The 24,892-nt window shown below is 42.0% G+C and carries 20 protein-coding genes and 1 other RNA gene; 6 read left to right on the top strand and 15 right to left on the bottom strand.

Translation table 11 applies throughout. From position 1 onward, the window contains the following. Positions 1–107 precede the first annotated feature (107 nt). The gene (gpmI, locus tag M0221_RS03510) at positions 108–1,766 is read right to left on the bottom strand and encodes a 2,3-bisphosphoglycerate-independent phosphoglycerate mutase (RefSeq protein ID WP_483284367.1); all 1,659 of its coding nucleotides are present in this window, start codon (positions 1,764–1,766) and stop codon (positions 108–110) included. Between the two features lie 237 nt (positions 1,767–2,003). Between gpmI and ssrS the strand changes: the two genes are divergently transcribed. Continuing rightward, a non-coding RNA gene (gene ssrS / locus M0221_RS03505) (6S RNA) lies at positions 2,004–2,199 on the top strand. Between the two features lie 121 nt (positions 2,200–2,320). Here the strand turns inward: ssrS and M0221_RS03500 are convergent. After that, positions 2,321–2,953, bottom strand: a complete 633-nt coding sequence (locus M0221_RS03500) for an FxsA family protein (protein WP_483284366.1) — start codon at positions 2,951–2,953, stop codon at positions 2,321–2,323. Between the two features lie 153 nt (positions 2,954–3,106). On the opposite strand from M0221_RS03500, the gene ruvC reads away from it, so the two are divergent. After that, positions 3,107–3,691: a crossover junction endodeoxyribonuclease RuvC gene (gene ruvC, locus M0221_RS03495; protein ID WP_011513021.1), complete on the top strand. Its 585-nt coding sequence runs from the start codon at positions 3,107–3,109 to the stop codon at positions 3,689–3,691. A gap of 109 nt (positions 3,692–3,800) precedes the next feature. Here ruvC and M0221_RS03490 read toward each other — a convergent pair whose 3' ends face one another. The 5 genes from M0221_RS03490 to M0221_RS03470 form a co-directional block, all read right to left on the bottom strand. Further along, positions 3,801–4,688 carry an META domain-containing protein gene (locus tag M0221_RS03490; RefSeq protein ID WP_483284365.1) on the bottom strand — a complete coding sequence of 296 codons (888 nt, stop codon included), beginning with the start codon at positions 4,686–4,688 and terminating at the stop codon, positions 3,801–3,803. 339 nt (positions 4,689–5,027) lie between these two features. Continuing rightward, positions 5,028–5,690 carry a glutathione S-transferase family protein gene (locus tag M0221_RS03485; RefSeq protein WP_011513018.1) on the bottom strand — a complete coding sequence of 221 codons (663 nt, stop codon included), beginning with the start codon at positions 5,688–5,690 and terminating at the stop codon, positions 5,028–5,030. 288 nt (positions 5,691–5,978) lie between these two features. After that, the gene (locus M0221_RS03480; protein WP_440826840.1) at positions 5,979–6,617 is read right to left on the bottom strand and encodes a peroxiredoxin; all 639 of its coding nucleotides are present in this window, start codon (positions 6,615–6,617) and stop codon (positions 5,979–5,981) included. Positions 6,618–6,879: 262 nt separating this feature from the next. Beyond that, positions 6,880–7,635, bottom strand: coding sequence for a phospholipase D family protein (locus M0221_RS03475; protein WP_483284364.1), 756 nt, complete (start codon positions 7,633–7,635; stop codon positions 6,880–6,882). Between the two features lie 146 nt (positions 7,636–7,781). Then, positions 7,782–9,521 carry a glutamine--tRNA ligase/YqeY domain fusion protein gene (locus tag M0221_RS03470; RefSeq protein ID WP_483284363.1) on the bottom strand — a complete coding sequence of 580 codons (1,740 nt, stop codon included), beginning with the start codon at positions 9,519–9,521 and terminating at the stop codon, positions 7,782–7,784. A gap of 371 nt (positions 9,522–9,892) precedes the next feature. Here M0221_RS03470 and M0221_RS03465 point away from each other — a divergent pair, with 371 nt between their 5' ends. Together M0221_RS03465 and M0221_RS03460 are read left to right on the top strand one after the other, a co-directional pair. Beyond that, positions 9,893–10,408 (top strand): peptidylprolyl isomerase, encoded by a 516-nt coding sequence (locus M0221_RS03465; protein ID WP_020442935.1) that lies wholly within the window; start codon positions 9,893–9,895, stop codon positions 10,406–10,408. Between the two features lie 87 nt (positions 10,409–10,495). Continuing rightward, on the top strand, positions 10,496–11,344 hold the full coding sequence (locus M0221_RS03460) for a UDP-2,3-diacylglucosamine diphosphatase (RefSeq protein WP_483284362.1): 849 nt from the start codon (positions 10,496–10,498) through the stop codon (positions 11,342–11,344). A 146-nt stretch (positions 11,345–11,490) separates the two neighbouring features. On the opposite strand, the gene M0221_RS03455 is transcribed toward M0221_RS03460, so the two are convergent. From M0221_RS03455 to surE, 3 genes are all read right to left on the bottom strand, one after another. Beyond that, entirely contained in the window at positions 11,491–12,792 is a 1,302-nt protein-coding gene (locus M0221_RS03455; RefSeq protein WP_011513012.1) for a lytic murein transglycosylase, read from the bottom strand. Positions 12,793–12,868: 76 nt separating this feature from the next. Next, complete coding sequence (locus tag M0221_RS03450) at positions 12,869–13,672, bottom strand: peptidoglycan DD-metalloendopeptidase family protein (RefSeq protein WP_483284361.1); 804 nt, start codon at positions 13,670–13,672, stop codon at positions 12,869–12,871. Positions 13,673–13,795: 123 nt separating this feature from the next. Further along, positions 13,796–14,605, bottom strand: a complete 810-nt coding sequence (gene surE / locus M0221_RS03445; RefSeq protein WP_483284360.1) for a 5'/3'-nucleotidase SurE — start codon at positions 14,603–14,605, stop codon at positions 13,796–13,798. Between the two features lie 517 nt (positions 14,606–15,122). On the opposite strand from surE, the gene M0221_RS03440 reads away from it, so the two are divergent. Both M0221_RS03440 and M0221_RS03435 read left to right on the top strand, forming a co-directional pair. Further along, positions 15,123–15,560: an MCR_0457 family protein gene (locus M0221_RS03440; RefSeq protein ID WP_011513009.1), complete on the top strand. Its 438-nt coding sequence runs from the start codon at positions 15,123–15,125 to the stop codon at positions 15,558–15,560. 492 nt (positions 15,561–16,052) lie between these two features. Then, the gene (locus tag M0221_RS03435; protein WP_011513008.1) at positions 16,053–17,219 is read left to right on the top strand and encodes a D-alanyl-D-alanine carboxypeptidase family protein; all 1,167 of its coding nucleotides are present in this window, start codon (positions 16,053–16,055) and stop codon (positions 17,217–17,219) included. A 112-nt stretch (positions 17,220–17,331) separates the two neighbouring features. Here the strand turns inward: M0221_RS03435 and M0221_RS03430 are convergent, their stop codons facing one another. From M0221_RS03430 to hisS, 5 genes are all read right to left on the bottom strand, one after another. Beyond that, the gene (locus M0221_RS03430) at positions 17,332–19,188 is read right to left on the bottom strand and encodes a sensor histidine kinase (protein ID WP_483284359.1); all 1,857 of its coding nucleotides are present in this window, start codon (positions 19,186–19,188) and stop codon (positions 17,332–17,334) included. 232 nt (positions 19,189–19,420) lie between these two features. Beyond that, complete coding sequence (gene der / locus M0221_RS03425; RefSeq protein WP_011513006.1) at positions 19,421–20,863, bottom strand: ribosome biogenesis GTPase Der; 1,443 nt, start codon at positions 20,861–20,863, stop codon at positions 19,421–19,423. 416 nt (positions 20,864–21,279) lie between these two features. Further along, positions 21,280–22,488 carry an outer membrane protein assembly factor BamB gene (bamB, locus tag M0221_RS03420; protein WP_483284358.1) on the bottom strand — a complete coding sequence of 403 codons (1,209 nt, stop codon included), beginning with the start codon at positions 22,486–22,488 and terminating at the stop codon, positions 21,280–21,282. Between the two features lie 231 nt (positions 22,489–22,719). Next, on the bottom strand, positions 22,720–23,520 hold the full coding sequence (locus M0221_RS03415) for a YfgM family protein (protein ID WP_483284357.1): 801 nt from the start codon (positions 23,518–23,520) through the stop codon (positions 22,720–22,722). A 50-nt stretch (positions 23,521–23,570) separates the two neighbouring features. Further along, entirely contained in the window at positions 23,571–24,875 is a 1,305-nt protein-coding gene (gene hisS / locus M0221_RS03410) for a histidine--tRNA ligase (RefSeq protein ID WP_483284356.1), read from the bottom strand. Positions 24,876–24,892: the final 17 nt, after the last annotated feature.

Genomic DNA, 24,892 nt, shown 5'->3' with positions numbered 1-24,892 from the left:
AACAAAAAAGGGAGAGCTGATCAATAGCTCTCCCTTTTAATATTAATTTACTTTGAAAGTAATGTAACGCTACTACTATAAATTTCTAGCACCTTACTATAATTGGATTATTGAGCGGCAACCAACAAACTTTCGCCTGTCATCTCTTTCGGCGCTTCGATATTCATTAAGGCCAGAATAGTAGGTGCAACATCACTAAGCTTACCGCCGCTACGGACTTGTACTTTTTTCTCACCGACATAAATAAGTGGCACGTGCTCAGTAGTATGCTGAGTATGGACTTGACCACTCTCATAGTCTTGCATCTGCTCACAGTTGCCATGATCTGCTGTAATCAGCATATCGCCGCCCGTGGCACGTACTGCTTTTGCCACGCGCCCAACGCAGATATCTAACGCTTCTACTGCTTGTACTGCAGCATCAAAAATACCAGTGTGACCGACCATATCACCATTAGCATAATTGACAACTAGCACGTCATATTTACCAGATTCAATCGCTTCCACCAATCTATCTGTCACTTCAGGCGCGCTCATCTCAGGCTGCAAGTCATAAGTAGCAACATCCGGCGATGGCACTAAGATGCGTGTCTCACCTTTATATTCATCTTCACGCCCACCACTAAAGAAGAACGTTACATGCGCGTATTTTTCAGTTTCAGCAATACGCAGCTGAGTTTTACCCTTATTTTGCAAATATTCGCCAAGTGTATTGGTCAATGAAGTTGGATAATAAGCGATGCTGGTTTTAGGATTATCTGCTAACACATCAGAATACTTGGTTAACATCACAAATGCCGCAAGTTTTGGCTGCTTATTGCGGGCAAATCCTGAAAACTCATGATCCGGTAATACGAAAGCTTGCGCAAGCTCACGAGCACGGTCAGCACGGAAATTCATAAAAATAAGGGCATCATTGTCATCAACGGTATAAGGCACTTCGTCACGCCCAATCACGACCGTTGGATTAATGAATTCGTCGGTTTCGCGTGCTTTGTACGCAGCTTGCACTGCCCCATCAGCACGAGTTGCTAAACGATCCGCTTTACCTTCAGTGATCAGCTCATAAGCTTTTTGCACGCGATCCCAGCGATTGTCACGATCCATCGCATAGTAACGCCCGATAATACTGGCAATCTGTACACGACCACTCTCATAATGCGCATTCAGCTTTGCGATATGATCACGAAGACGATTGATGTATTTATCAGCTGACTTAGGCGGCGTGTCACGTCCATCTAAAAAGCAATGCACAAAGACGTTTTTGGCACCATGTACCAATGCGGAATGACACATTGCTTCAATATGGTCTTGATGAGAATGGACGCCACCATCTGACAGCAAGCCCATAATATGCACATTACCGCCCAATGTATTGGCGGCTTTTACTGCATTGACCAAGGCTTCGTTTTTATAAAAATCACGACTGGCAACTTCACTTGAGATACGAGTTGAATCTTGATAAAGCACGCGCCCAGCGCCCAAATTCATATGCCCAACTTCTGAATTACCAAACTGACCATCTGGCAAACCAACATCTTCTCCTGACGCTGATATCAATCCATGCGGATATTGTTCATAAATATTATCTAAATTTGGCATATTAGCGGCAGCAATGGCATTGTCTTTATCGTCTTCACGATGCCCAAACCCATCTAATATCATTAATACATGCGGCACTTTCTTATTATTATCACTATCTTGCTGCTTGCTTAATTGTGCCTGACTATCGTCGATAGATTCTGATTGTTGCTGGGTATTGGTCATGGATTACCGCTCCTCAAGTGAATGAACGCCTATAATGCTGTATTAGGATGTCTAAAGTTGTCTATATTAGCACACATCTTGAAATAGCTGAAAAGTGAGCCTATAAGTCAACAATTGATTACTATATGAATAGATTAGTATTTAATGATAATCTTATGGTAATAATGCTAATTATCAAACTCACGTAGCAATCTGTAAATCGTACTTGCAATCACTCAAACCATTGGTTAAGATAATTATATTCTGAAGTGTTGGCTAGCAGATGTTTATTCCCTGAGCCGATAATGCTTTACCAGGATGTGGTACCTATTGCTTCATTGTGTATGCCTGCACCGCTTGCGGTGTATCAGGAAACCTGCCGAGGCAGTGACGCATCCGCCCTGAACTTCACGGTTCATGGGTCACCATCTTGCGGCGGCACTTCGGTTGTTATATTCGGTTAGTAGTTTTTTTATTTATAAGCACTATATTTATAAAGAATGAATTACAGCTACTAAAAAGCCCCTTTTGTCATTGACGAAAGGGGCTTTTTCTATACTCGTCTATTAATTCAACTATTCGTCATTAGCAGATTTAGTGATTTTTTTCACGTCTTTAGGAATGGTTTTTGCTGTCCCATCAATCGTTGTATGCTGTTTGAACACATCACCAAACGGATTTTGTTGTTGCTGACCAAACGGGTTCTGATTATTCATACCACCTGCGCCGCCAAACGGGTTTTGACCACCCATGCCGCCAGCACCACCGAACGGATTTTGTCCGCCGCCCATTTGTCCACCCATCTGCTTGGCCATCATCTCCATCATTTTTTGTTGATTGTTCATAACGTAATTATTGGCAAAGTCTTTGAGCTTTTTCTGCACGGGTGGCAAGATAACCAGTAACGCCAATAAGTCACTAAGCACACCGGGAATGAGTAGCAAAATACCAGCGGCTGCCATAGCCACACTTTTGATCATGGTTGACTCTTGCGGACGCATCGACGGATTCATCATACCGCCTGCTTTCATCTGCTGGGCCATTGGGTTGAGAGCTGCCATGCCTTTGCGCAGGAGCGAAATACCGATGACGGCGGCGATAATAAACCAAATAAACACCAACCAGCCACTCGTAAATTGAGCAAGCAAATACCAAAGCAGCATCTCGATAATAAACCATACGATGGCAATACCAACTATCTGACCCATAAAGTGTCGTCCTATAAAATAAAAACCAATAAATTGAGCGCCATGCAAATTAAAATGGCTAACATATGATGTATATGGGGATTGATTGCTATACTATCAAACTTACGGCTAATTTTTAAGCCATAAAACAAAATGTAAGTAAGACGGAACACTATGGCAATTATTATTGGGATTGATCCAGGTTCACGCATGACCGGCTATGGCATCCTTCAACAAACGGGCGATAAGCTCACCTATATTGATTCAGGCACCATTCGTACAGATACCAAAGAGATGCCTGAACGCCTAAAACGTATTTTTAATGGCTTGACGCGTATTACTCAGCATCATCTAAAATATGCAGATGAGCCTATTTATACGGCAATTGAACAAGTATTTATGGCAGAAAACCCTGATTCAGCGCTTAAGCTTGGGCAAGCACGTGGCGCAGCCATTGCAGCGATGGTAGCCCTGGATTTGGAAGTTTCAGAATATACTGCACGCCAAATCAAACAAGCCGTTTGCGGCTATGGCGCAGCAGCAAAAGAGCAAGTACAAGAAATGGTGTGCCGGATACTAACTCTGGATTTTGTACCACAACAAGATGCGGCAGACGGTCTTGCCTGCGCCATCTGTCATGCGCACTCAAGCCATTCAATGAACAAATTGATATTAAATAGTGCTATGCGCGGGCGCGGTGCATCTAAGAAAAAAGGTCGCTGGCGTTTAACTGAAGAAGATTTAGGCAATTTGCGTTAAAAAGCTCATTAAATAAGGACAAAAAACACGCACCTTTTCGGACGCGTGTTTTTTATGACTTATCTAATACCACTATTGAACATCGGTAGTTAATTATAACCAGACAGCCCTACTCTACGACTGAGCTTTCAATAACAGCGTCCAGTACATAGGCATACTCTTCACCTTCTGATACCTTATCGCTGTCTAATTGGTAACGTTGCAGGCGTAGCACTTCATCATGCTTACCATCATGCTCATAGCCGTCAATCTCACCATTAAATGCAGACCACTTGCCTTCACTGACTTTAATACCTTGATCATTATAGGTAACTGGTTTTACTTGCAAACACATCTCTAAGCTATTATCAGAGCACACTGTTTCATTAGCATTTACAGCCCAAAATACAGTCTCACCTTTACTATTGTACTTGGCTTGTGACGTCAACCTACCTTTCCAAGTCAAAGTGACCGCATTGCTGGTCACTTGCGTTAGGACTGGGTTATCACCTTCAGTGACACTTAGCTCACTAGTACCTTGCATCAAGGTATCTAAACGATTTTCTGCCTTATTTAGATTTTCGCATAGCATTTTGGTACTCATGCTGTCTTCTGTCATTAACGTATGACCTTTCAACTCATAACCTGCACTCATAGTGTTACAACCTACACCATAATTCAGGGTGTTATGACCTTGGTTTTGTTTAAACGACAGCATTACTTGGTTCTTAATATCTACAAGCGTCGTTATGACAGGTCCACCACTTTTATCATCGATATCGAGTAGTGTCCAACGATAACGCGCAAGATTTTCAATCATTTGTTCTTCAGCACTCATCTCGCTTGCCTTAGCTAACGTGGCATTAGTATTCGCTATATCAGCATCTGCAGTGCTAACATTGGTATCAGCTGACTCGAGATTTGCATCCGTTGGAACAGAAGCATCTTGGCAAGCACTTAATGCCAGACTTATCGCTAGCATACTTGGCAATAGGGCGGATTTAAAAGATAGCGTCATGAAGATCATACCTTGCAGTTATACTTCTTAATTCAACTTTTTGACCCATTTAATCTACAAAATCTGACTGTCACAATTATAAGAGGGATATCAGTCAAATTATTCAAAGGGCATTTAAAAAGATGCTTATAAAAGGGTAATAATCTGACCACTATAGCGCTCATAAGTGATATGGGTGTAACGAAGTGTTTAATTTTATAGATTCATAGTAAATTTCACATATATGCTGATCCTATTTTTAATGTTAACCATAGCAAAACAGCCCTGCGTCGTTAGGAATTATCCTCGTTACGCAAAGCTGTTGCTGCTTATCATTACATTTTTAAAAAATTTACTACTTTAATCTTCTTCATGAACAGGTTTGGCTTTTGCCATGTTTTTGATGCTAAAACGCTCGTTCATCATCTGGTAAAAACGGGCAAGATTGTCGCCTTGTTCATTGGGATTGACTTGAAGGACTTTGCCAAAATCTAAACCTAAATACAGCACAATATCAGCAAAGCTCAGCTGGTCACCGACCAGATACTCATGACCCTCCAACAGGGTTTCAAAATATGCTAATGCTTTGACAGCACGTGCGATAGATGGCGCGACAAACTCTGGTACTTGCTCAACACGCTGGGCTTTTGATGGGTGGCTATGCTGAAAGGCGAGCATAAAGTTATATAGCACCTCAAATTCGGCGATACGGCGCATAGAGCATACTTGCGCCCGCTGTACCACATCATTGCCCATCACCGAGCGCTCACCATAAACACGGTCGAGATATTCGCACACTGCCTGCGAGTCATTGAGTACAGTACCATCATCTAATGTCAAAACGGGTACGGTTTGCATGGGATTTATTTTGGTAAATGCCTCTGACATTTGCTCGTTGGCAGCAAAATCGATATCAATCACATCGAGGTCATCCATATCATCAATATCGATACCTTTTGATGCTAGTAAAATAAGTGCTTTCCGTGGATTAGGTGCAGTACGGGTGACATATAGTTTTTTCATAAAAACTCCTTGTAAAGTGGGCTTAAAAGCGGCTTAGCGCTGCTATATTTTATTATGATTGTTGTGTCATCAAGTATCAAATGCACTATTAACTCAAGTATTAACGATAACGATTCATCTCTAAATCATGCATACTTGATTTAATAGTTATAGCGTACTCTGTTCATCATAGCAAAGCCTTATTTAGCTGATGCTTCTGATGTTAAGCTGAATAACAGAAAGCCCCACAATTTTGCATTATGGGGCTTTTTAAATCATATCTTCATCAAGCTCACATGCTCCAGCTGATTATTTATCAGGTGCAGGAGTGGTACGTAAATACGGCTTAATTTCTGTGTGACCTTTTGGATATTTGGCAGCGATATCTTCGTTTTTAACACTTGGTGGAATGATAACGTCATCACCATCTTTCCAATCTACTGGCGTTGCGATGTTGTATTCATCAGACAATTGCAGTGCGTCAATCACGCGAAGGATCTCGTCAAAGTTACGACCACAGCTAGCAGGATAGGTCAGCGTTAGTCGAATCTTTTTGCTTGGGTCAATAATAAAGACGCTACGTACGGTATGCGTGCTGTCTGCATTTGGATGCATCATGTCATACAGCTCAGCCACTTCTTTATTAGGATCAGCGATGATTGGGAAGTTCAGTTCAGTGCCTTGAGTTTCACCAATATCTTTTGCCCAAGCATGATGGTCATCGATACCGTCAACAGAGATACAAATTGGCTTCACGCCGCGCTTTTGAAATTCGCCATTTAGCGCAGCAGCACGACCAAGCTCAGTGGTACATACTGGGGTAAAATCGGCTGGATGTGAGAAGAAAACCACCCAGTTATCGCCCGCCCACTCATGGAAATTGATATCACCTTCAGTAGTGGTTGCATCAAAATTTGGTGCGATATCGCCTAAACGTAAATGTGCCATGCTTGATTCCTTATTTATGATTGTGACGAGCGCTATTATCGAATGCTATCTACGCGCTCTCTTATTATCAACGACATACTCAGCGGTTAAAATATCTACCAAGCATCTCAACAAAAAAACTGACTTTATCTTAACAAACTGGTTATGAATGTCTTGTGACGGATTGTAATGCGGTTATTCCTTTTATTACTAATACGAATGTAGCAAAATTATTCTTTGAAAACAAAGTAATGAGCTAAAAAGTGAGAAGTTAAGTTGACTTTTATATCACTATCCCTGAATCCCATAAACAAAAATCACCGAATTTACCTTTTTTACTAGTGCCACCTGCTGCACGCCCAGCATCTGTTAATGTAAGCTCACCTTCTTGCTCTTGCAAATATCCCGCTGTCAGTAATTTCTCGTTTAATTCTTGGGTTTTAAAGCCCAGCTCTTTGGCAAGCTTCGCCGTCGTTAACTTAGAATAATTAGGTGTTGCTATTTCTGTAGGTTTAGCAGAATTAGTTTCAGTAGGGACTCGAGAAGCACTCTCAGAACTAAGGTTATTGTCAACACTATTACTAGGCTCAATTATTTTTTCGAGTGACATTCTGACTTCATCACTGATACGAATAATGCGCTGGGCTTCTTCATAAGTATCGGCATAGAGTTTCGCATCTTCATTACGGTAAATCAGTACGCCCATTTCATTATTATTTACTTGGCTAAATTCATAAAGATTTAAGCTCGTAATAATGCACTCATTTTCGTTCAGGTAGCATTTCGCATGCAAGTTTTTACAAAAGCTGGTGCGAATAAAAGTCAGATTTTTGAGCCAGTTTATTTCTTCAGGGTGCAAATCATTTTTACCATAAACGATACGGATATCGATTTTGAGACGATTACGATCTTCTAACAGCTCTTTAATACGCTCATTCAGCTTTAGATAAGGACTGATGATAATCAACCTATCAGACGCATTTTTAATCAATTCTTCTAAATGGTAAGTCGTGCCACTGCTGTTTAAAAATTTTGCCATTATTATTTCCTCAAATCTTACGATCAATCACTTTATAATCATGCACAAAAAAGCCCATCCCTAGCGTACTAGAAATGGGCAGGCTTGCAAACTACTATTGTTCAGTAGTTTTTCAAATAAGCGCTAATGCCGTTAATAGTGATAAATTAAGCTGGCTTATAGCTGTCACGCAGGCTAACGATTTGGTTAAAGACAGGCTTATCACTGCTATGATCTTCGCTATCAGAGATAAAGTAACCTTCACGCTCAAACTGGAAGCGCGTGCCAGCATCTGCATTCACCAATGATGGCTCAACTACAGCATTTAGCTCAGTCAATGAGTTAGGATTCAAGGCTTGATGGACGTCAGCGACGCCACTTGGGTCTTCGACACTAAATAGCTGCTCATACATGCGCACCGTTGCTGAAACGCCTTGGCTAGCCGATACCCAATGAATCACGCCTTTAACTTTACGACCTTCAGGATTATTGCCCAAAGTAGCTGGATCAATCGTTGCTTTAAGCTCAATCACGTTACCGCTATCATCTAAAATATGCTCCGTCACGGCCAATACATAGGTATTACGCAGACGAATTTCATTTTTCTCTGGTGATAAACGCTTATAACCTGCTGGCGGCTCAATTTCATAATCGCCTTGGTCAATATAAATGGTCTCAGTAAATGGAATTTCACGTTCACCCATATCGACATTGGGATGATTGGGCTGAGTTAGCCATAAAGTCTGCGAGGCATCGTCAAAACGTGCTTGAACGGTGTCAGCCTTTTGCAAATCCCAACTGCTAACAGCATCGCTAAAGTTGGTAATGGTCACTTTTAATGGCTTAAGTACCGCCATACCACGACCAGTTGTCGTCTCTAGTGACTGACGAATACTAAATTCTAATAAGCGAAAGTCTACAACACTGTCTACTTTGGTCACGCCAACACGCTCACAGAAATCACGTAAGCCTTCTGGTGTATACCCACGGCGACGCATGCCAGCAATCGTCGGCATACGTGGATCGTCCCAACCGCTAACGATATTTTCATCAACCAGCTGCTTTAATTTGCGCTTACTGGTCAATGTATGGTCGACATTTAGACGAGAGAACTCATACTGATGCGGCGGTTGCTCAAAGCCAACTTTTTCTATTGCCCAGTCATAAAATGGACGATGGTCTTCAAACTCTAACGTACATAATGAATGGGTAATGCCTTCAAGCGCATCAGATAACGGGTGAGCAAAGTCATACATCGGATAAATGCACCATTTATCCCCAGTTTGGTGATGTGCTTGATGCATAATTCGATAGATAACAGGATCACGCATATTCATATTAGGGCTTGCCATATCAATCTTGGCACGTAGCACTGCTTTACCTTCAGCATATTTGCCCTCTTTCATATCATCAAAGAGTTGCAAATTTTCTTCAACACTGGCATTACGATGTGGTGACGCTGTGCCTGCTTCATTAAATGAGCCACGATTTTCTTTGATTTGCTCAGGCGATTGCAAATCTACATAAGCATCGCCTTGCTTGATCAGCTGAATCGCCCAAGCATGAAGTTGGTCGAAATATCCTGAAGCATGGTACGCCTCTCCTGCCCACTCAAAGCCCAGCCATTTTACATCATTCTCGATGTTATCGATGAAGTCTTGCTTTTCTGCGGTTGGGTTGGTGTCATCAAAGCGCAGGTTGCAGATACCGCCAAACTCCTCAGCCACACCAAAGTTTAGACAGATGGACTTTACGTGTCCCAAGTGCAAGTAACCATTTGGCTCAGGTGGGAAACGAGTGACAATCTGTTGGTATTTTTGCGCATTAACATCATCACGAATAATATTACGAATAAAGTCGTTTTTGTGTTCGTCTTTTTGTGCATTATTGCTTGAGTGCTCACTCATCGGGCATTGCTCCTAACGCAAATGGTCAATTCATGCGACGTGCCATCACGCCTCATGGAAAATTCAAAATATTTGATAAAGTAAAACGATATCGTAAAACAAGCCTCAGCCATTAAATTTAAGCCAATTTACAAAAATTTGGGTTATAAAAACAGTGTGTTATAAACACCAAGCTATGATGACTTTTTGTCAAAATCGTTTAGAAATGGGTAAAGTTGCGTTATTCTATCAGCTTTTGCAAACGCATTAACAGCCTGATACATGACACGGGATAAAAAAGCCGTTAGACTAGCCATAACTTTTTATCCACCAACTTTTTATCCACCACTTAACAGCGTCATTTTAGGCGCTGCAATAAAGAGGAATATCCTATGGTAGACATGCCACCAGTAGTAGAACTTGACACCAGTATGGGTGCGATCGTTATCGAACTCAATGAAGAAAAAGCACCAAAAACCGTTGAAAACTTTTTAAACTACGTAAAATCTGGTCATTATGATGGCACGATTTTCCATCGCATCATTGACGGCTTTATGATTCAAGGCGGTGGAATGGACGCTGACATGAATGAAAAAGCCACCAACAAGCCAGTAGAAAACGAAGCAGACAACGGTCTAAAGAACGACGCTGGCACGATTGCTATGGCGCGTACGCAAGATCCACATTCAGCGACTAGCCAATTTTTTGTCAACGTAAAAGACAACGATTTCCTAAACCATTCTGGCAAAAACATGCAAGGTTGGGGTTATACCGTCTTTGGTAAAGTAACAAGCGGTATGGACGTCATCGAAAAAATGCGCGGCGTGCCAACCGGTCGTTTCGGTATGCATGCTGATGTACCAAAAGAGCCAGTGGTTATCAATTCAGCCACCATCATCACTCAGTAATCATTCTTCAATAGTTATTACTTAGTAGCGATGAATTAGTGAAAGCTTATGAGTCGTTACTGTTTAAAGTTATGAGGATAAGGATAAATGCAAAGTTTCAGCCATCTAATTACCACCCGCCCTCATGAGGTGCGACAAGTATTGATTAGCGATTTGCATTTATCGCCTGAAGAGCCTGCCTTAGTGCAGGCTTTTTTGGCGCTGCTTGATGATTGCCTTGCTCTGCCTGCGCTAAAACGCCTATTTATATTAGGTGACTGGTTTGAAGTCTGGCTTGGGGATGATTTTTATTTGTCTGTATCCGAAGAGGAACGACAAAAACATTGGCTCACACCACTTATCATTAAATTAAAGAAACTGCGCATAGCTGGCTGCGAGATTTTGGTCATGCACGGCAATCGCGATTTTTTGTTAGGTCAGCCTTTTTGTAATATATTCGGTGGCGAGCTTATTTATGAGCCGTATACCTTAACTGTTGGGCAGCAAAACTATCGCTTAGAACACGGTGATGCACTATGCGTTGATGATAAAAAGTATCAGTTTTTTCGTAAAGTAATGCGTAATCGTTTGACGCAGTGGTATTTGCTTAATAAATCGTTAGAGAAACGCTTGGCGATTGCTGATAATATGCGGCAGAAAAGTCAGCAAAATAATGCCAATAAAGCGGCGCATATCATGGATGTTAATGAAGCAGCAGTGAACAAAGCTATTTATCGCTTTGACGCCCTACTACATGGTCATACCCATCGTCCTGAAATCCACCAAAGTAATGAGGGCAAAACTCGCTATGTACTTGGTGATTGGCGACTGTTAAATAAGGACAAGCGCCAGCAAAAAGTGAGTGCCGTGATTGGTGCAATTACAGCAAGCATAGATGAAGGTATTATTGCTGAGAGTGCAGAGTTTAACTTATTTGAATTTACCATTACTATTTAAATACCTGAACATCAAAACTGCTGCTGTTATTCTTATACAATGAAAAACTCCGTTATAAAACGGAGTTTTTTTTATTTATTAACATCGTTATTTTTAAACAACCTTTGAAAACAACGATTATCCAAAAATAGTGATTTCAACTTATCTCACCACCCCGCCAATGAAGACGCGCTACGCTGAGTAATAAAACCATCTGGCGTCTGCCCGTTGGCTGCTTGCCAGCGCTGGAACGCATTGCGAGTATTGGTACCTACGATACCATCAGAGCCTTTTGTATCGTAGCCTGAGCTTGTCAAACGCTGTTGTAAATTGCGTACTTGCGACGTTGATAACGGACGCTCATAACGCGGCCATGACTTTTGCAAACCGCCTTGTCCAATCAGCGCTTTACCCAGTAAGCTGACACCAAGGGCATAGCTTGATGAGTTGTTATAGACTTTTATGACATCAAAATTTGGACTGAGTAGCAGTACTGGACCGTCTTTACCCGCTGGCAGCCACAACTCCATTTGAGTGTTACCATCCAAGGATACATCGGCTATAGTATCGACGCCCATTGACGCCCATCTAGCAGCAGGCTGCTTGGTACCAACCAGTGTGTAATCAAATGATGACGGAATGGTTGCTTCATAGAACGGTGCCAAACCACGTACCCAACCTGAATTGCTCAGATAATTAGCAGTAGATGCCAAGGCATCGCCCGTCGACCATGGATTGCGATGTCCATTACCATCACCGTCAACCCCATGCTTAAGCCACGTATCAGGGATAAACTGCGTCTGCCCCATACCGCCTGCCCAAGAGCCATCGAGCTGTGACCAAGACACATCGCCGCGCTGTAATAGTGTTGCTAGTGATAATAGCTGAGTTTCGGCAAATTCTTGACGGCGCCCATCATAAGCAAGGCTGGCTAGCGAGCTTGGAATACTACTATTACCCGTTACTACGCCGTATGACGACTCCATGCCCCAAATCGCTGCAATGATTTCTGCATTGACCCCATATTGCGACTGTAACTGCGATAAATACGTGCGTTGCTCAGCGAACTTACGCTTACCAGTACTGACGCGACCATCTGATACCGCAGAATCGACATATTCCCATGGCATTTTTGAAAACTCTGGCTGTCCTGAATCAAGCGAGATGACTTGTTGATTTAAATAAGCAGAATCGAGCAGACGACGAACCGTAGCAGCATCATGACCTGATGAAATGGCACGCATAGAAAAATCAGACTTCCAATCAGAAAAACTATTGTAGCTTGGCTTTGCGGGTGTTGGTTTAATGACCGGTGCTGGAGTCGGCTTCACTTGAATGGTTTGAGTCTGGGTAATTTGCACATTACCTTGACGAACTGGCTTATTAGGTTGCTGCATCGCCTGCTGACTGGTACAACCAACCATTACTAAGGCAGGGAAAAAGGCAAGGTAGTGTTTATTTAATCGCATAAGAGGTCTCAAGTATCCGTAAGTAAGGTGCAATGTGGCTTAGATAATTCCATTTAATTGCCAAACAATAATAAATTTAACGCCCTAGTACCGCTCGTGGATCGATAGGGTTGCCATTTAAGCGTACTTGAAATTCCAAACCCACTTGATTGGTCTGACCACTATTACCCATATTTGCGATACGTTGACCACGCTGAACGCTATCGCCCTCTTTCACTAACAGCTGGCTGTTATGGGCATAAGCAGTGATATAGTTGTCACTATGACGAATCATAATCAAGTTGCCATACTCTGGCAGACCGTTACCCGAATAAAGAACCGTACCTGATTGACTTGCTTGCACTGGATCACCTACGTTACCAGCAAACCACATGCCCATCGTGCTAGATGCTGCATCGAAATTGCGGGTTATTTGATTGCGAGTCGGATACTCATAGCCTGACGTTGCATTGGCAGTCACTTCATAGACGGGCGGTTGTGAATAGTTAGGCGTGCTGGTCACAGGCGGTGTATAAGTAGGTTGTACTGGTGCAGATTGAGTATTGTAGCGATTACTATTATTGGCACTTGCCGGCTCACCTTGCCATAGTTTGAGCCACTGACCACTATAAATGGTGTATTTACTGTCTAAGCCATTCAGTGAACCAATTTGACGGTAATTGAGATTATAGCGCGCCGCCACTTGACTGACCGTATCGCCGCGCTGCACACGATGATAGTTAGGAACCCCTTGATTATTGGTAATAATCTTCGGTCCTGCTTGGTTGGCTGATTGGTAAGTGGGTTTGGTGGCACAGCCTACCATCGTTACTGTGGCAGCAGCCATCGTGCCCAGCAATGCCACTGTGATAAATCGCGATCCAGCAATAAGCTTCTTCATACAAGATTTCCTATTCTTTATGTTACGTACAAACTCCTTGTGTGACTCACAAGCATTTTGCTAACTGTTATACCGTTTAAGTGTTTAGCTATCTTAGCTGCCATCATCAATATTCGATTCATCTTACAGCATTAACGCTGATAGCATATCGAGTGTGGCGGCTGGCGTATGGTGCAAACGTACAGGCGATAGACTGATGTAACCTACGGCAACCGCTTGATCATCAGTCATAGTAGTACCAGACGAATCATGATCAGTATTATCTGCCAATATATCCTGACGCTTGCGTAGTGATAACCAATATGCATCTCGCCCGCGTGGATCTACCACATGGTGGACAGGACGCGCTATTTTCCTATGCCCCAAAGCTGTCATTTTGCGACCGTTAATCTCATCAGCATTACTCACATCAGGAATATTAACGTTTAATACGTGATAGGGCAAATTTTTGCAAATATCCAATATTGGCGTATCTGTCAATAATTTCACAATCTCACTTGCTGCCATTTGATAATGACGCTCACATTCCTGCTCACTGGTTTTTGCCCCACCGCCTACCAATGAGGTCGCAATAGCGGGTATGCCAAATAACTGAGCAGTTAATGCCGCCCCAAAAGTGCCTGAAAACATAACATCTTGACCAAGATTGGCACCTGAATTGATGCCCGTAATCACACAATCAAAATCTGTGTCAGAATATATTTCGTTTAATGCCAGATAAATACAGTCAGCTGGTGTGCCATTGACAGCAATAAAACCAGAAGGCAATTGATGCGTATATAAGGGTGTGGTGATACTTAAGGCACTGGCGCAGCCACTTTGCTCAGTATTTGGCGCAACCACCATGACCTCGGCCATAGTAGATAATGCCTCATATAGTGCCACCAAACCTGGTGCATAAACCCCATCGTCATTGCTCATTAAAATCTTCATATTTACTCAATCTTTTTATGGATGACCGTTCATCCACTTATCTACGTTATTTGCGTAAAGTTGCTATAATCACTGCTATTGCTACTAATATCATTCTACTTGAAAGCATAACAATCAAAGCTATATCAGTTATTTATACTGCCCATCTATGTTTGTTTACATAGTAAATAGCTATGATTATTTCGGGCGATTATACCCTAATAGACTATTGAGACGAACCCACTCTTTATACATAATTTGCATAATAACGTAGTTTATTGAATGATTTGCCCAGAGCAAGATTCCTATTTTTCAGCATTGAAAACCTGCGCTGAGGTTACAGTAGGCTACAACCCACAACATTTACAACTTATACTTTTATGTTGAGGTAACTTACCGGTTTATAATACGGCTATGTTGCTGGAGAGCTGATTTAGCTCACAATATCTCTACACATAAATCAATATTTTATGTGACATTTGTTTTTTTACCCATTAACATAGCACCATTAAATAAAGATAAGCGAGTGTGATACTGAATGAAAAATCAATCGATATTATCTATGACTTCTGTATTGGCAAGAAGTGCCTCAAAAGTCGGGCTAGCAGCATTGATAACATCTATTGCGATGCTATCTCAAGCCACAAATGCTGCACCCAATTCTGCGACGACCATACCTTTAGATTTATCTGGGATCAATATCACAAAACACGAAATTGCGGTTATGCAAGTGCTGTCAGAGATATGCCCGCCGATGCTAAATGGTAAGCAAAAGCAACGTTTTTATAAGTCTTATAACGTGCAGCTTCATGAGTTGATGCCGTCATTAGAAGACCCAAAAGCAGCTATCCAGTACTTATCTACTCAGCAAGATTATCGTCAAATTCTGCAAGGTATTCGTAGCTGGACGATGGGATTTTCTAAGCAAGACAATAAAGCATTGTGTGAAGATTTAGCGAATGCTGAATATCAGTAGTAGCCCTTTATTGATACGCTATGTTATCGAAATACGTTTTTAAGCCATAGTGAGAGGTTAAAGAGGTAAAGATCGCCATAATTAACGATAACAATCTACTTTCTTATCTCTTTAACATCTGTATAAAGTGTTCAAATAAGTATTATATAAGCCAGTGCTGAGTGTTCATTTAGATGACTCGCTACAAAAAGCTTGCTGCTATCCCTATTATTTAATAAGGATAGTAGCAAGCTTTTTTATGAGTGAAGTTTATAAAATTATTCACTCTATTTTTAATAACGTCTTATTTTATTGTATTTATCGTTTCCCCATCGGGCGGCATTTTGCTAAGATAAGGCGTTAATTTTATGTCCGTTGCTTTAGTCTCCTCTACTCTCAAAAAATCCATGGTTTAACCTGAGATTTGATATAGTCTGCCAAAGATTGTGTAAAGGTGCGGTGTTAGGGACAAGCGACAGATACATTTGGTTTTATGATGCGGTGTAACAATCTATGACAGTAAAGCGTGTGAAAAAACAGCTGGTGCAGCTGGTAGTGGGTGTCAGTATTTCTATGGGTGCAGTGATGGCAAGTGCAGCCATACAGCCGCCTGAGATGGCAAATACTGCGTATGTATTAATGGACTATAACACGGGTGAAATTTTGGCACAGAAAAATGCCAACCAAGCCTTGCCGCCAGCATCTTTGACCAAAATGATGACCAGTTACATCATTGAACAGCGCTTAGCTTCAGGCGACCTCAAAGAAACCGATCAGGTATTGATGAGTCCAAGTGCTTGGTGCCGTGGCAGTAGTAGCCAGTCGTGCATGTATGTACCAGTAAATAAGAGCGCAAGTGTCATCGATATGCTACGCGGTATTATTATCCAATCAGGTAATGACGCCTCAAAAGCAATGGCTGAGCATATCGCTGGTAGCGAAGCATCGTTCGCTATCTTGATGAATGAGCAAGCGCAAAAGATTGGTATGAAGAATACCCATTTCGTCAACTCTACTGGTATGCCTGATGAGGGTCACCAAGCATCTGCTCTAGATTTGGCCAAGCTATCACGCGCCATTATCAAAAACAGCGGCGATTACTACAGTATTTATTCAGAAAAAGAGTTTACCTATAACGGTATTACTCAAGGTAATCGTAATGCCCTACTCGCTACCGACCCTACTGTTGATGGTCTAAAAACAGGACATACGGATGCAGCTGGGTATTGCTTAGCAGCCTCGAGCAACCGTGAAGGTATGCGCCTAATCTCTGTCATTATGGGCACTGAAAGTCAGCAAGCACGTGCTGATCAGTCGCGTGAATTGCTCAATTGGGGTTTTGGACACTTCACAACGGTTACTCAAGCACCTGCTGGTCAGTTTGTCAGCAAAGTTCCTGTCTGGTTTGGTGAAGCAAAAGAGATAGAAGTAGCGACTGGTGATAATTTGCAGATTTTGACCACTAAAACTCAAAAGAATAAAATCACTACTGTGGTCGATATTCCTGAAAGTTTAGAAGCACCTATCAAAAAAGGTCAAGAAATCGGTAAAATGATGGCTGTGATAGATGGCAAAGCAGTGGCCTCTGTGCCTGTGATTGCGACAAGCGATATTGAGCAATCAGGATTTATGAGCCGTATCTGGCAACGCTTTTCACGTTGGACGCAGAACTTATTTTAAGCGCAATGATAGCATTTTGAAATAATACTTTTATCATGAAGTTCAACATAAAAAAGACGTCTCATATCGAGGCGTCTTTTTTATATCTAAAATTTTATATTTCTCGCTATTTTTATGACCATGTCAGCCAGCTTTTTAGTAAATCACTTAGCGCTTTGTCTTCGTATTTGGCAACTTCGCAGTAGTCTATACCTGCAGCCTTTAAACCAAACTCAAAATCGGCTAAATGTTTTGCTTGCTGCTGTGGATACCAAAACACCAGTAACGTTCGATACTCTGTCTCAGCCGCACGAATATGACTCGCTAATGAGGCTGCTTTTCTGGGGAACACATCTTCTGCAAACATCAGCATGTCAAATTGCTTTGCATGTACCTCATCGATAACCAGCTGTTCATGTTGATAGCAGGCCACATCAGCACCCAAATGCTGTAATTGATCTACCAACAATCCTTTCTCATGATAGTAGTAATAAATAATTTTTAAGCCACGCAGATGTTGCTGTTGTTGAGAATGGTGTTGATTAGACATAGGAATAGTAACTGTAAAATTCGTACCAATACCTAAAGTGCTATCCACTTCAATGCTGGCCCCCATCAGCTGAGCCATTTGCTTAACCACTGGCAGACCAATTCCCGACCCTTCGTATTGACGAGTTTGCGATGAATCTACCTGAAAAAATGGATTAAAAATATCTTCAATAAAACTGCTATCAATCCCGATACCAGTGTCCTTTACGCTAATCTGCCAGCGATTGCTGTTATCAAAATGGGTCAGTTGTGACGTAATGGTGATTTGACCTGCTGGTGTGAACTTCATGGCGTTACTGACCAGTATCGCTAAAATTTGCTGTATTCTTTCAGCATCGCCTTCGAGGATATAATCGTTATGATGGATATGACTGATTAACGTTAAGCCCTTTTTCTTAATAGCTGACTCAAACTCTGCCAATAAGTCAGCGATTAGTTGCAATGGATTAAATTCATGCACATGTAGGCTGATTTGACCTTTCTGGATTTGATTTAACTGAATAATTTGATCCAAGGTTAAGACCAGCTTTTCACTACCCTCTCGAATAATATCAACCGCGTCTCTTTGCTCGTGATTTAACTTTTCATCATCTAGTAGCTGTAAGCCGCCAACGATCGCATTTAGTGAAGTTTTTAGCTCATGGGTAATCATACTTTGAAAATTATGTAGCTGCACATCAAGCGACACATCTTTATGATGCAGTTGTTGCTCGAAAGCCGCAAGTGCCTGATAATCTTGCTTTGCGATTTGCAGGCGATCAAATAGGGTAATGAAAGCCTGTTTAATCTGTACCAACTCCTGAAAATCAAAACGCTGTTGAATCAGAGGTAACTGCTCAATATCTGGATTTTTTATAACTATATCGCAAGCTGCCGTCAGATTAGCGATATCTTTTGACGGCCAATTCAGCTTACGTAGGATAAACAACGCCCAAATAATCGCCAATAGCGTTGTCATAAGCCATAGCAGTAGGTTCTTTTTAATCCAATTCTCACGCAGCGTCGCCACATCTAAAGTGATATTCAGATAACCAACCAAAGCATCTTCTTTAGGTGAAATAATTTTATTAGTAGGATCGCCAACGACTGGATAGTTAAAACTAACTGTATTAGCAAATAATGCATTTTTCCAATCATCTCTTAATTGATTGGCTTCAACAATAGGCTGAGAGGTGGTATAAAATAAAATACTCTCAATGCCTTGCTCTTTTTCTAATAAAAAATGTATTTGTTCATCGACGATATCGGTGGAATCTGCTATCGATGCGCTGATGGTCAGTAATGTCGCTAAATCCTGAATATGCTGGCGCGTGTCTTTGTAATAGTGGACAAAGCCATAAATAAAAGACACTAATAGACCTGCCAAAACAGCCAAAACCATGGTCTGCATGATAGAGTGCCAGATAAGCGTAGGAAGTGTTTGATGCGGGCGGTTGTTCATATCACTCAACTGAGTTAGACAACTTTTGATTATAGTACAGGTATTTTATAGCGGTTATAAGTGAAAATTGATATTTTAAGGCAATTAATGAATAGTGCCCTAAATTGCAAAATGCCATGACAACTGATACAGCCGTCATGACAAAGCACATTTAAAAAGCCTGATAGATAGTAGCAATAGATTTAAGGGTTATATCTGCTGGCTACTATCCAAAAGCGCAAATATGATTACATTAACGCTTTTTATCTTTGTTGGTAAATCTCGGCTTATCTTTGGTGGTAAATTTCTGCGCACGATTACGTTCACGTTGACGTAACTGTTGGGTTTTGGCTTTGGTTGGCGTATCGCTTTTATTAGCATACGGGTTTTCATTCAGTTTAAAGACCACGTTTAGTGGCGTGCCTTCTAACTTAAATACCTGACGGAATTGATTTTCAAGATAGCGCTGATAGCTCTTAGGTAACGAACCAGTTTGATTACCATGAATGACGATAACGGGCGGATTGTGTCCACCGATATGCGCATAACGCAACTTAATACGGCGACCAGCGACCGTTGGCGGTGGATTGGCAGTAACAGCATCTTGCAAAATCTGCGTCAAACGGTTGGTTGATACCTCAAACATTGACGATTGATAAGCACGCAAAATAGACGGATATAAATTACCCACGCCCGTACCATGTAATGCTGAGATTTGATGGACTTTTACATAAGGAATAAAGTTAAAACGGCGATCCATCTCAATTTTGATATAGTTCTTTTGATCGGCAGTCAAACCGTCCCACTTATTAATCGCAACCACTAGCGCACGACCTGCGTCCAGCGCATAGCCAATCATATGCAAATCTTGATCAACAATACCTTCATGAGCATCAATAACAATAACGGTTACATTAGAGTCTTCAATCGCTTGTAAGGTTTTGATAACTGAGAATTTCTCAACTTTTTCATCGATTTTACCACGGCGACGAACACCAGCCGTATCAATCAATACGTAATCTTTACCTTCACGCGTATATGGGATATAGATACTATCACGAGTGGTACCAGGCATATCAAAGACGACAACGCGGTCCTCACCAAGCAAACGGTTGACTAGCGTCGATTTACCAACGTTTGGACGACCGATAATAGCAAGTTTCAAACCTCTTGGCTCAACCACATTTTCCTGACTAGGCATATCAGCGGTTAATACTTCGAGCAGATTGCCGACACCGCGACCGTGACTTGCCGCCATTGGATATGGTTCGCCTAGACCTAATGCATAAAATTCAGCAGGCGCTGAATCATGCACACCATCGACTTTGTTGGCAACGACATATACAGGCTTGCCAAGGGTGTGTAAAAACTTACCAATCTCAGCATCGGCACCAATCATCCCTGCGCGTGCATCAACCACAAATACAATAATATCGGCTTCATGAATGGCAGTATACGACTGCTCAGACATATAATCATCAATATCGCCTCTGCCATCGTCCGCTTCACCAATACCACCGGTATCAACGACAATAAAAGCTTTGTCTTCGTAGGTCGCATCACCGTATTGACGGTCACGAGTCAATCCTGACAAATCAGCAACCAATGCCTGCCGACTTTTAGTGAACTGATTAAATAAGGTGGATTTACCGACGTTTGGACGACCAATTAAGGCGACCACAGGCTTGATACTCATGGGTTACTCTCAGTGAAAGGCACAATGACGGACAGTGCAACTACTTAGATACAATCTCTTTTACAACGTAAATTTACCGTTATAAAAAAGCAAAAAGTAGCAGCCGTTGACCGCAAATTTAAATGAATGATAAGATAAAACGATAGTCAGAAAATAGTTCTTGGCTATCTTACAATGAATAAATGATATTCAGAGGAATGCATCATATATGGATATTATCTGTCACTATTATATATAGATAACGCCAATAATGCACCGGTCGCATAGCGTACGCGAAAGCCGATATGTAAACAAGCAATTTTACAAGGCATTAAACGCTGACTATGCAGCGTTTTCTATTCATTTTACTATTAGGTGACCTATTTAATGAGCAATATAGAAAAATGCTCATTAAATAGGACTGCAAATAATTAAGATTAGCGTGCCAACTGCCAAATCGCTACTTGTCCTGAGGTGCTTTGGGTCATTAAGCGGCTGCCTTGCACTTGCAAATTGGTCAATGCGCCTTTGGTCTGTACACGGCTGACAATCTTACCCGTGGCTGGGTCAAATAAATGCACAACCCCATCAAAATCACCAACTGCGATATAGTTACCAATCATCACAGGATTGGTCAAATGGCGATAGGCCAATTCTTCACTTTCCCACAAAACCTGACCATTACTACGATTATAAGCAACCACTTTACCGTCTAAGCTTGTCGCAACCACTTGCTGATTGTTGACTGCAAGCGCTTTTAAACTGGCAAGCTCATTAACAAACATCACTTGGCGCGATGCCAAATCAATACCAAGTAACTGACCACTATAACTAATGGCAAATAACTGATTGTTATCTACAATTGGCATACCATCAACATCGCTCATGCGTTCAACTTCGCTGCTGCCTGTACCCACACCAACGCGTCTTGACCATAGCGGCAAACCATTATCTACCGTGACAGCATGCAAGCGTCCATCGGCAGTCGCTAACAACGCCGTCTTAGCATCTAATAACGTTGGTGCAGCGCTACCGCGTACACTAATCGCTGGAACTTGGGTAGCAAACTGCCAAACTGACTGACCGGTCTGCAGCGATAAGCCATGTAGAAAACCATCATTGGCTGACAAGATAACGCGGTTATTGCTAATGAGCGCTGGCGTTAGCACTGAACCAGTAAGCTGTTGCTGCCAGCGTTTTGCACCTGTTACGCTATCAAATGCCATAACCAGACCGCCACGAGTACTAATAATAGCAGTTTGACTTAGCTCATCTATCGCAACACCACCTGTAATCTGGTCGCCAACATTTACCGACCATAAACGTTGACCAGCTTTGTCAAAACCCACCAAATCACCACCGCGCGAGGCAGTAACGATTTGCGAGTTGGCATAACCGACTTGCAAAGTAAGCGGATCTTTTTTACTGACGTTTTTATTACCAAGGTCCGTACTAAAAACTGGCTGCAATACGCTAACAGGTTGCACGATTTGTACCAATTTTACAGGGTCGTTGACGACTGGCTTGATACCTCGATTACACCCAATGACCGCAGTTGCCATCACTGCAATTACGGCTACATGCATGGCCGTTGAGCGCATGGTCTTGGCTTTGATGGTTTTGTTAAAGCGAATAGCTTGAGTCATTATAGGTCTCACTACAAATAAATTAATCATTAATAAATTAGCATTTAATCAGTGATAAAAAACGATAATAACTTAGTACACATAAGTATTAGTTACCACCATATTACTTCCGACTGATTAGGCTACTTCCTTTGTAGAACGGTTTGAGGTATTACCATGTCTATTCTATTGAAATTAGTACTCAATTTTTTAATACTAAGTCTTTATTGCCGAATATCTAGTACTACTATTTTATGCACCAGCACCGGCACCAGCATTGGCTGCTACTGAATCTTCACTCACTGGTGCTTGCGATGTGGCCGTAGACTCTTGAATAAGGCCAGTTTGTTCAGCGATAGGCTCAGGAACGATACCCAAACTTTCCATTTTCAATGCCAATACTGCGCGAGTTTCTTGACGCTCACGTAATAAGCTCCAAGCATTATTATAGGATTTAATCGCTGACTCTGAATTGTCTTGTGCCAAATAAATATCACCCAATAATTCTTGCTGACTGGCTTCAAATGAGCTTGGCATATCACGACTGGCTTCTGTCAATGCTGCTTTTGCATCGCCTGCTGCCAAAAGCGTGGTCGCATAGCGCAAACGGGTAATTGCCTCTAGACCTGCATCACCCAAATCTATCGCCAATGCCTTTTTAAAGGTCTCGCCTGCTGCTTTAAAATCATCATTGTCAACTTGCTGACGCGCTTTAATCATTAAAGCCTGCCAAGCATAGACCGATTCTCCATGAGTGCCCACTAAAGTATCGATGTTCTTATTTAACTGAGTACGACTCTTTTCTAACGATGCTTTTGCTTCCGCTTCTAGATCAGGATTTTGCGATGCCAAGCTAACTTCTTCATTAAGACGTTGAATATCCGCATATTGATCGGCTGCAACGGTATCGACACGTGCATGATTATCCTGCCAATAAGTCCAGCCAAAATAAGCGGCTAACGCCAATAAAATCGCGGTGACAATATAGCTGCCATACTGCTTTAACGCTTGCATTGAGTTGTCTGCATTCGGCGAATTAGGGGTCAGAGCCATATACTTTTACCTGATCAATTTATATTAAAGTGCTAATGCTACGCTCACTACTATTTATGGCGAGAAAAGTTATCTTTATCCGACAGCCAATCTTGCGCTGCTGTTTTTTGTTCGCCAGTTTGCATATCTTTGATACTAATGGTTTTATCATCCAGCTCTTGCTGGGCGATAATAATGGTCAATGCAGCACCTGACTTATCCGCCTTTTTCATTTGTGCTTTTAAGCTGGTGGCACTTGCCATTTTGACGCGCAAATCTGGGCGGCTATAACGCAGGTTTTGCGCATAACTAATACCAGCACTATAAACCTCAGGATGGGCGACCACAAAGACATCACAAGCAGGCATATCAGCAATAGGCGCGACAACTTCCATAAGAAGCAATAAACGCTCAAGCCCCATGGCAAAACCAACTGCAGGTTCAGATTTAACCGGTTTATTATCGCCTTTGCCATCACGGTTATCAGCAGATTTTAGCTGTCCAACCAAGCCATCATAACGACCACCGGCACAGACAGTTGCTTGACTGCCAAGCTTGTCAGTCACCCACTCAAAAACAGTTTTATTATAGTAATCAAGACCACGCACCAGATGCGGGTTGATTTCAAAGTTGATACCAAGCTCTGTTAAATAAGCTTGTACTTGCTCAAAATGCGCCACGCTTTCTTCACCTAAAAAGTCAGCAAGCTTAGGCGCATCTACCAATAGGGCTTGGGTGCTGGCTTCTTTGCTGTCTAAAATACGTAGCGGATTGGTCGTCAGGCGGCGCTTACTATCCTCATCTAACTGCTCTTGCTTATCGGTCAGATAGGTGACCAACGCTTCACGATAAGCATGACGCTCATCAATTTCGCCCAGACTGTTTAGCTCTAAACGCATCTCATCTTTTAGACCCAGCTCTTGCCACATCAAATGAGTCATCGCAATCAGCTCGGCATCAGCGTCTGGTAAGGCACTACCAAAGCTTTCAACACCTATTTGATGAAATTGACGATAGCGACCCTTTTGTGGGCGTTCATAGCGGAACATTGGACCAATATACCAAAGCTTAGGCGTATCACCGCGTAGTAGATTGTGCTCATTTACCGCTCGTACTGCCCCTGCCGTTCCTTCAGGACGCAAGGTAAGCGGCGTTGGTGGATCAGATTTATCGGTAAAGCTATACATCTCTTTTTCAACGATATCCGTAGCACCGCCAATCGCGCGAGCAAACAAATCGGTTTGCTCAACGATAGGCAAGCGAATATGCTCATAACCGTATCTGCCTAGCACATTAGCCAATATAGACTCTAGATACAGCCATTTTGCAGACTGTGCAGGCAAAATATCATTAAACCCTTTAATCGCTTTAATCATGGTACGGTTATGTCCTT

This window comes from Psychrobacter sp. ANT206 (assembly GCF_056880555.1).
This window is presented reverse-complemented; position numbering and strand designations above follow the sequence as displayed.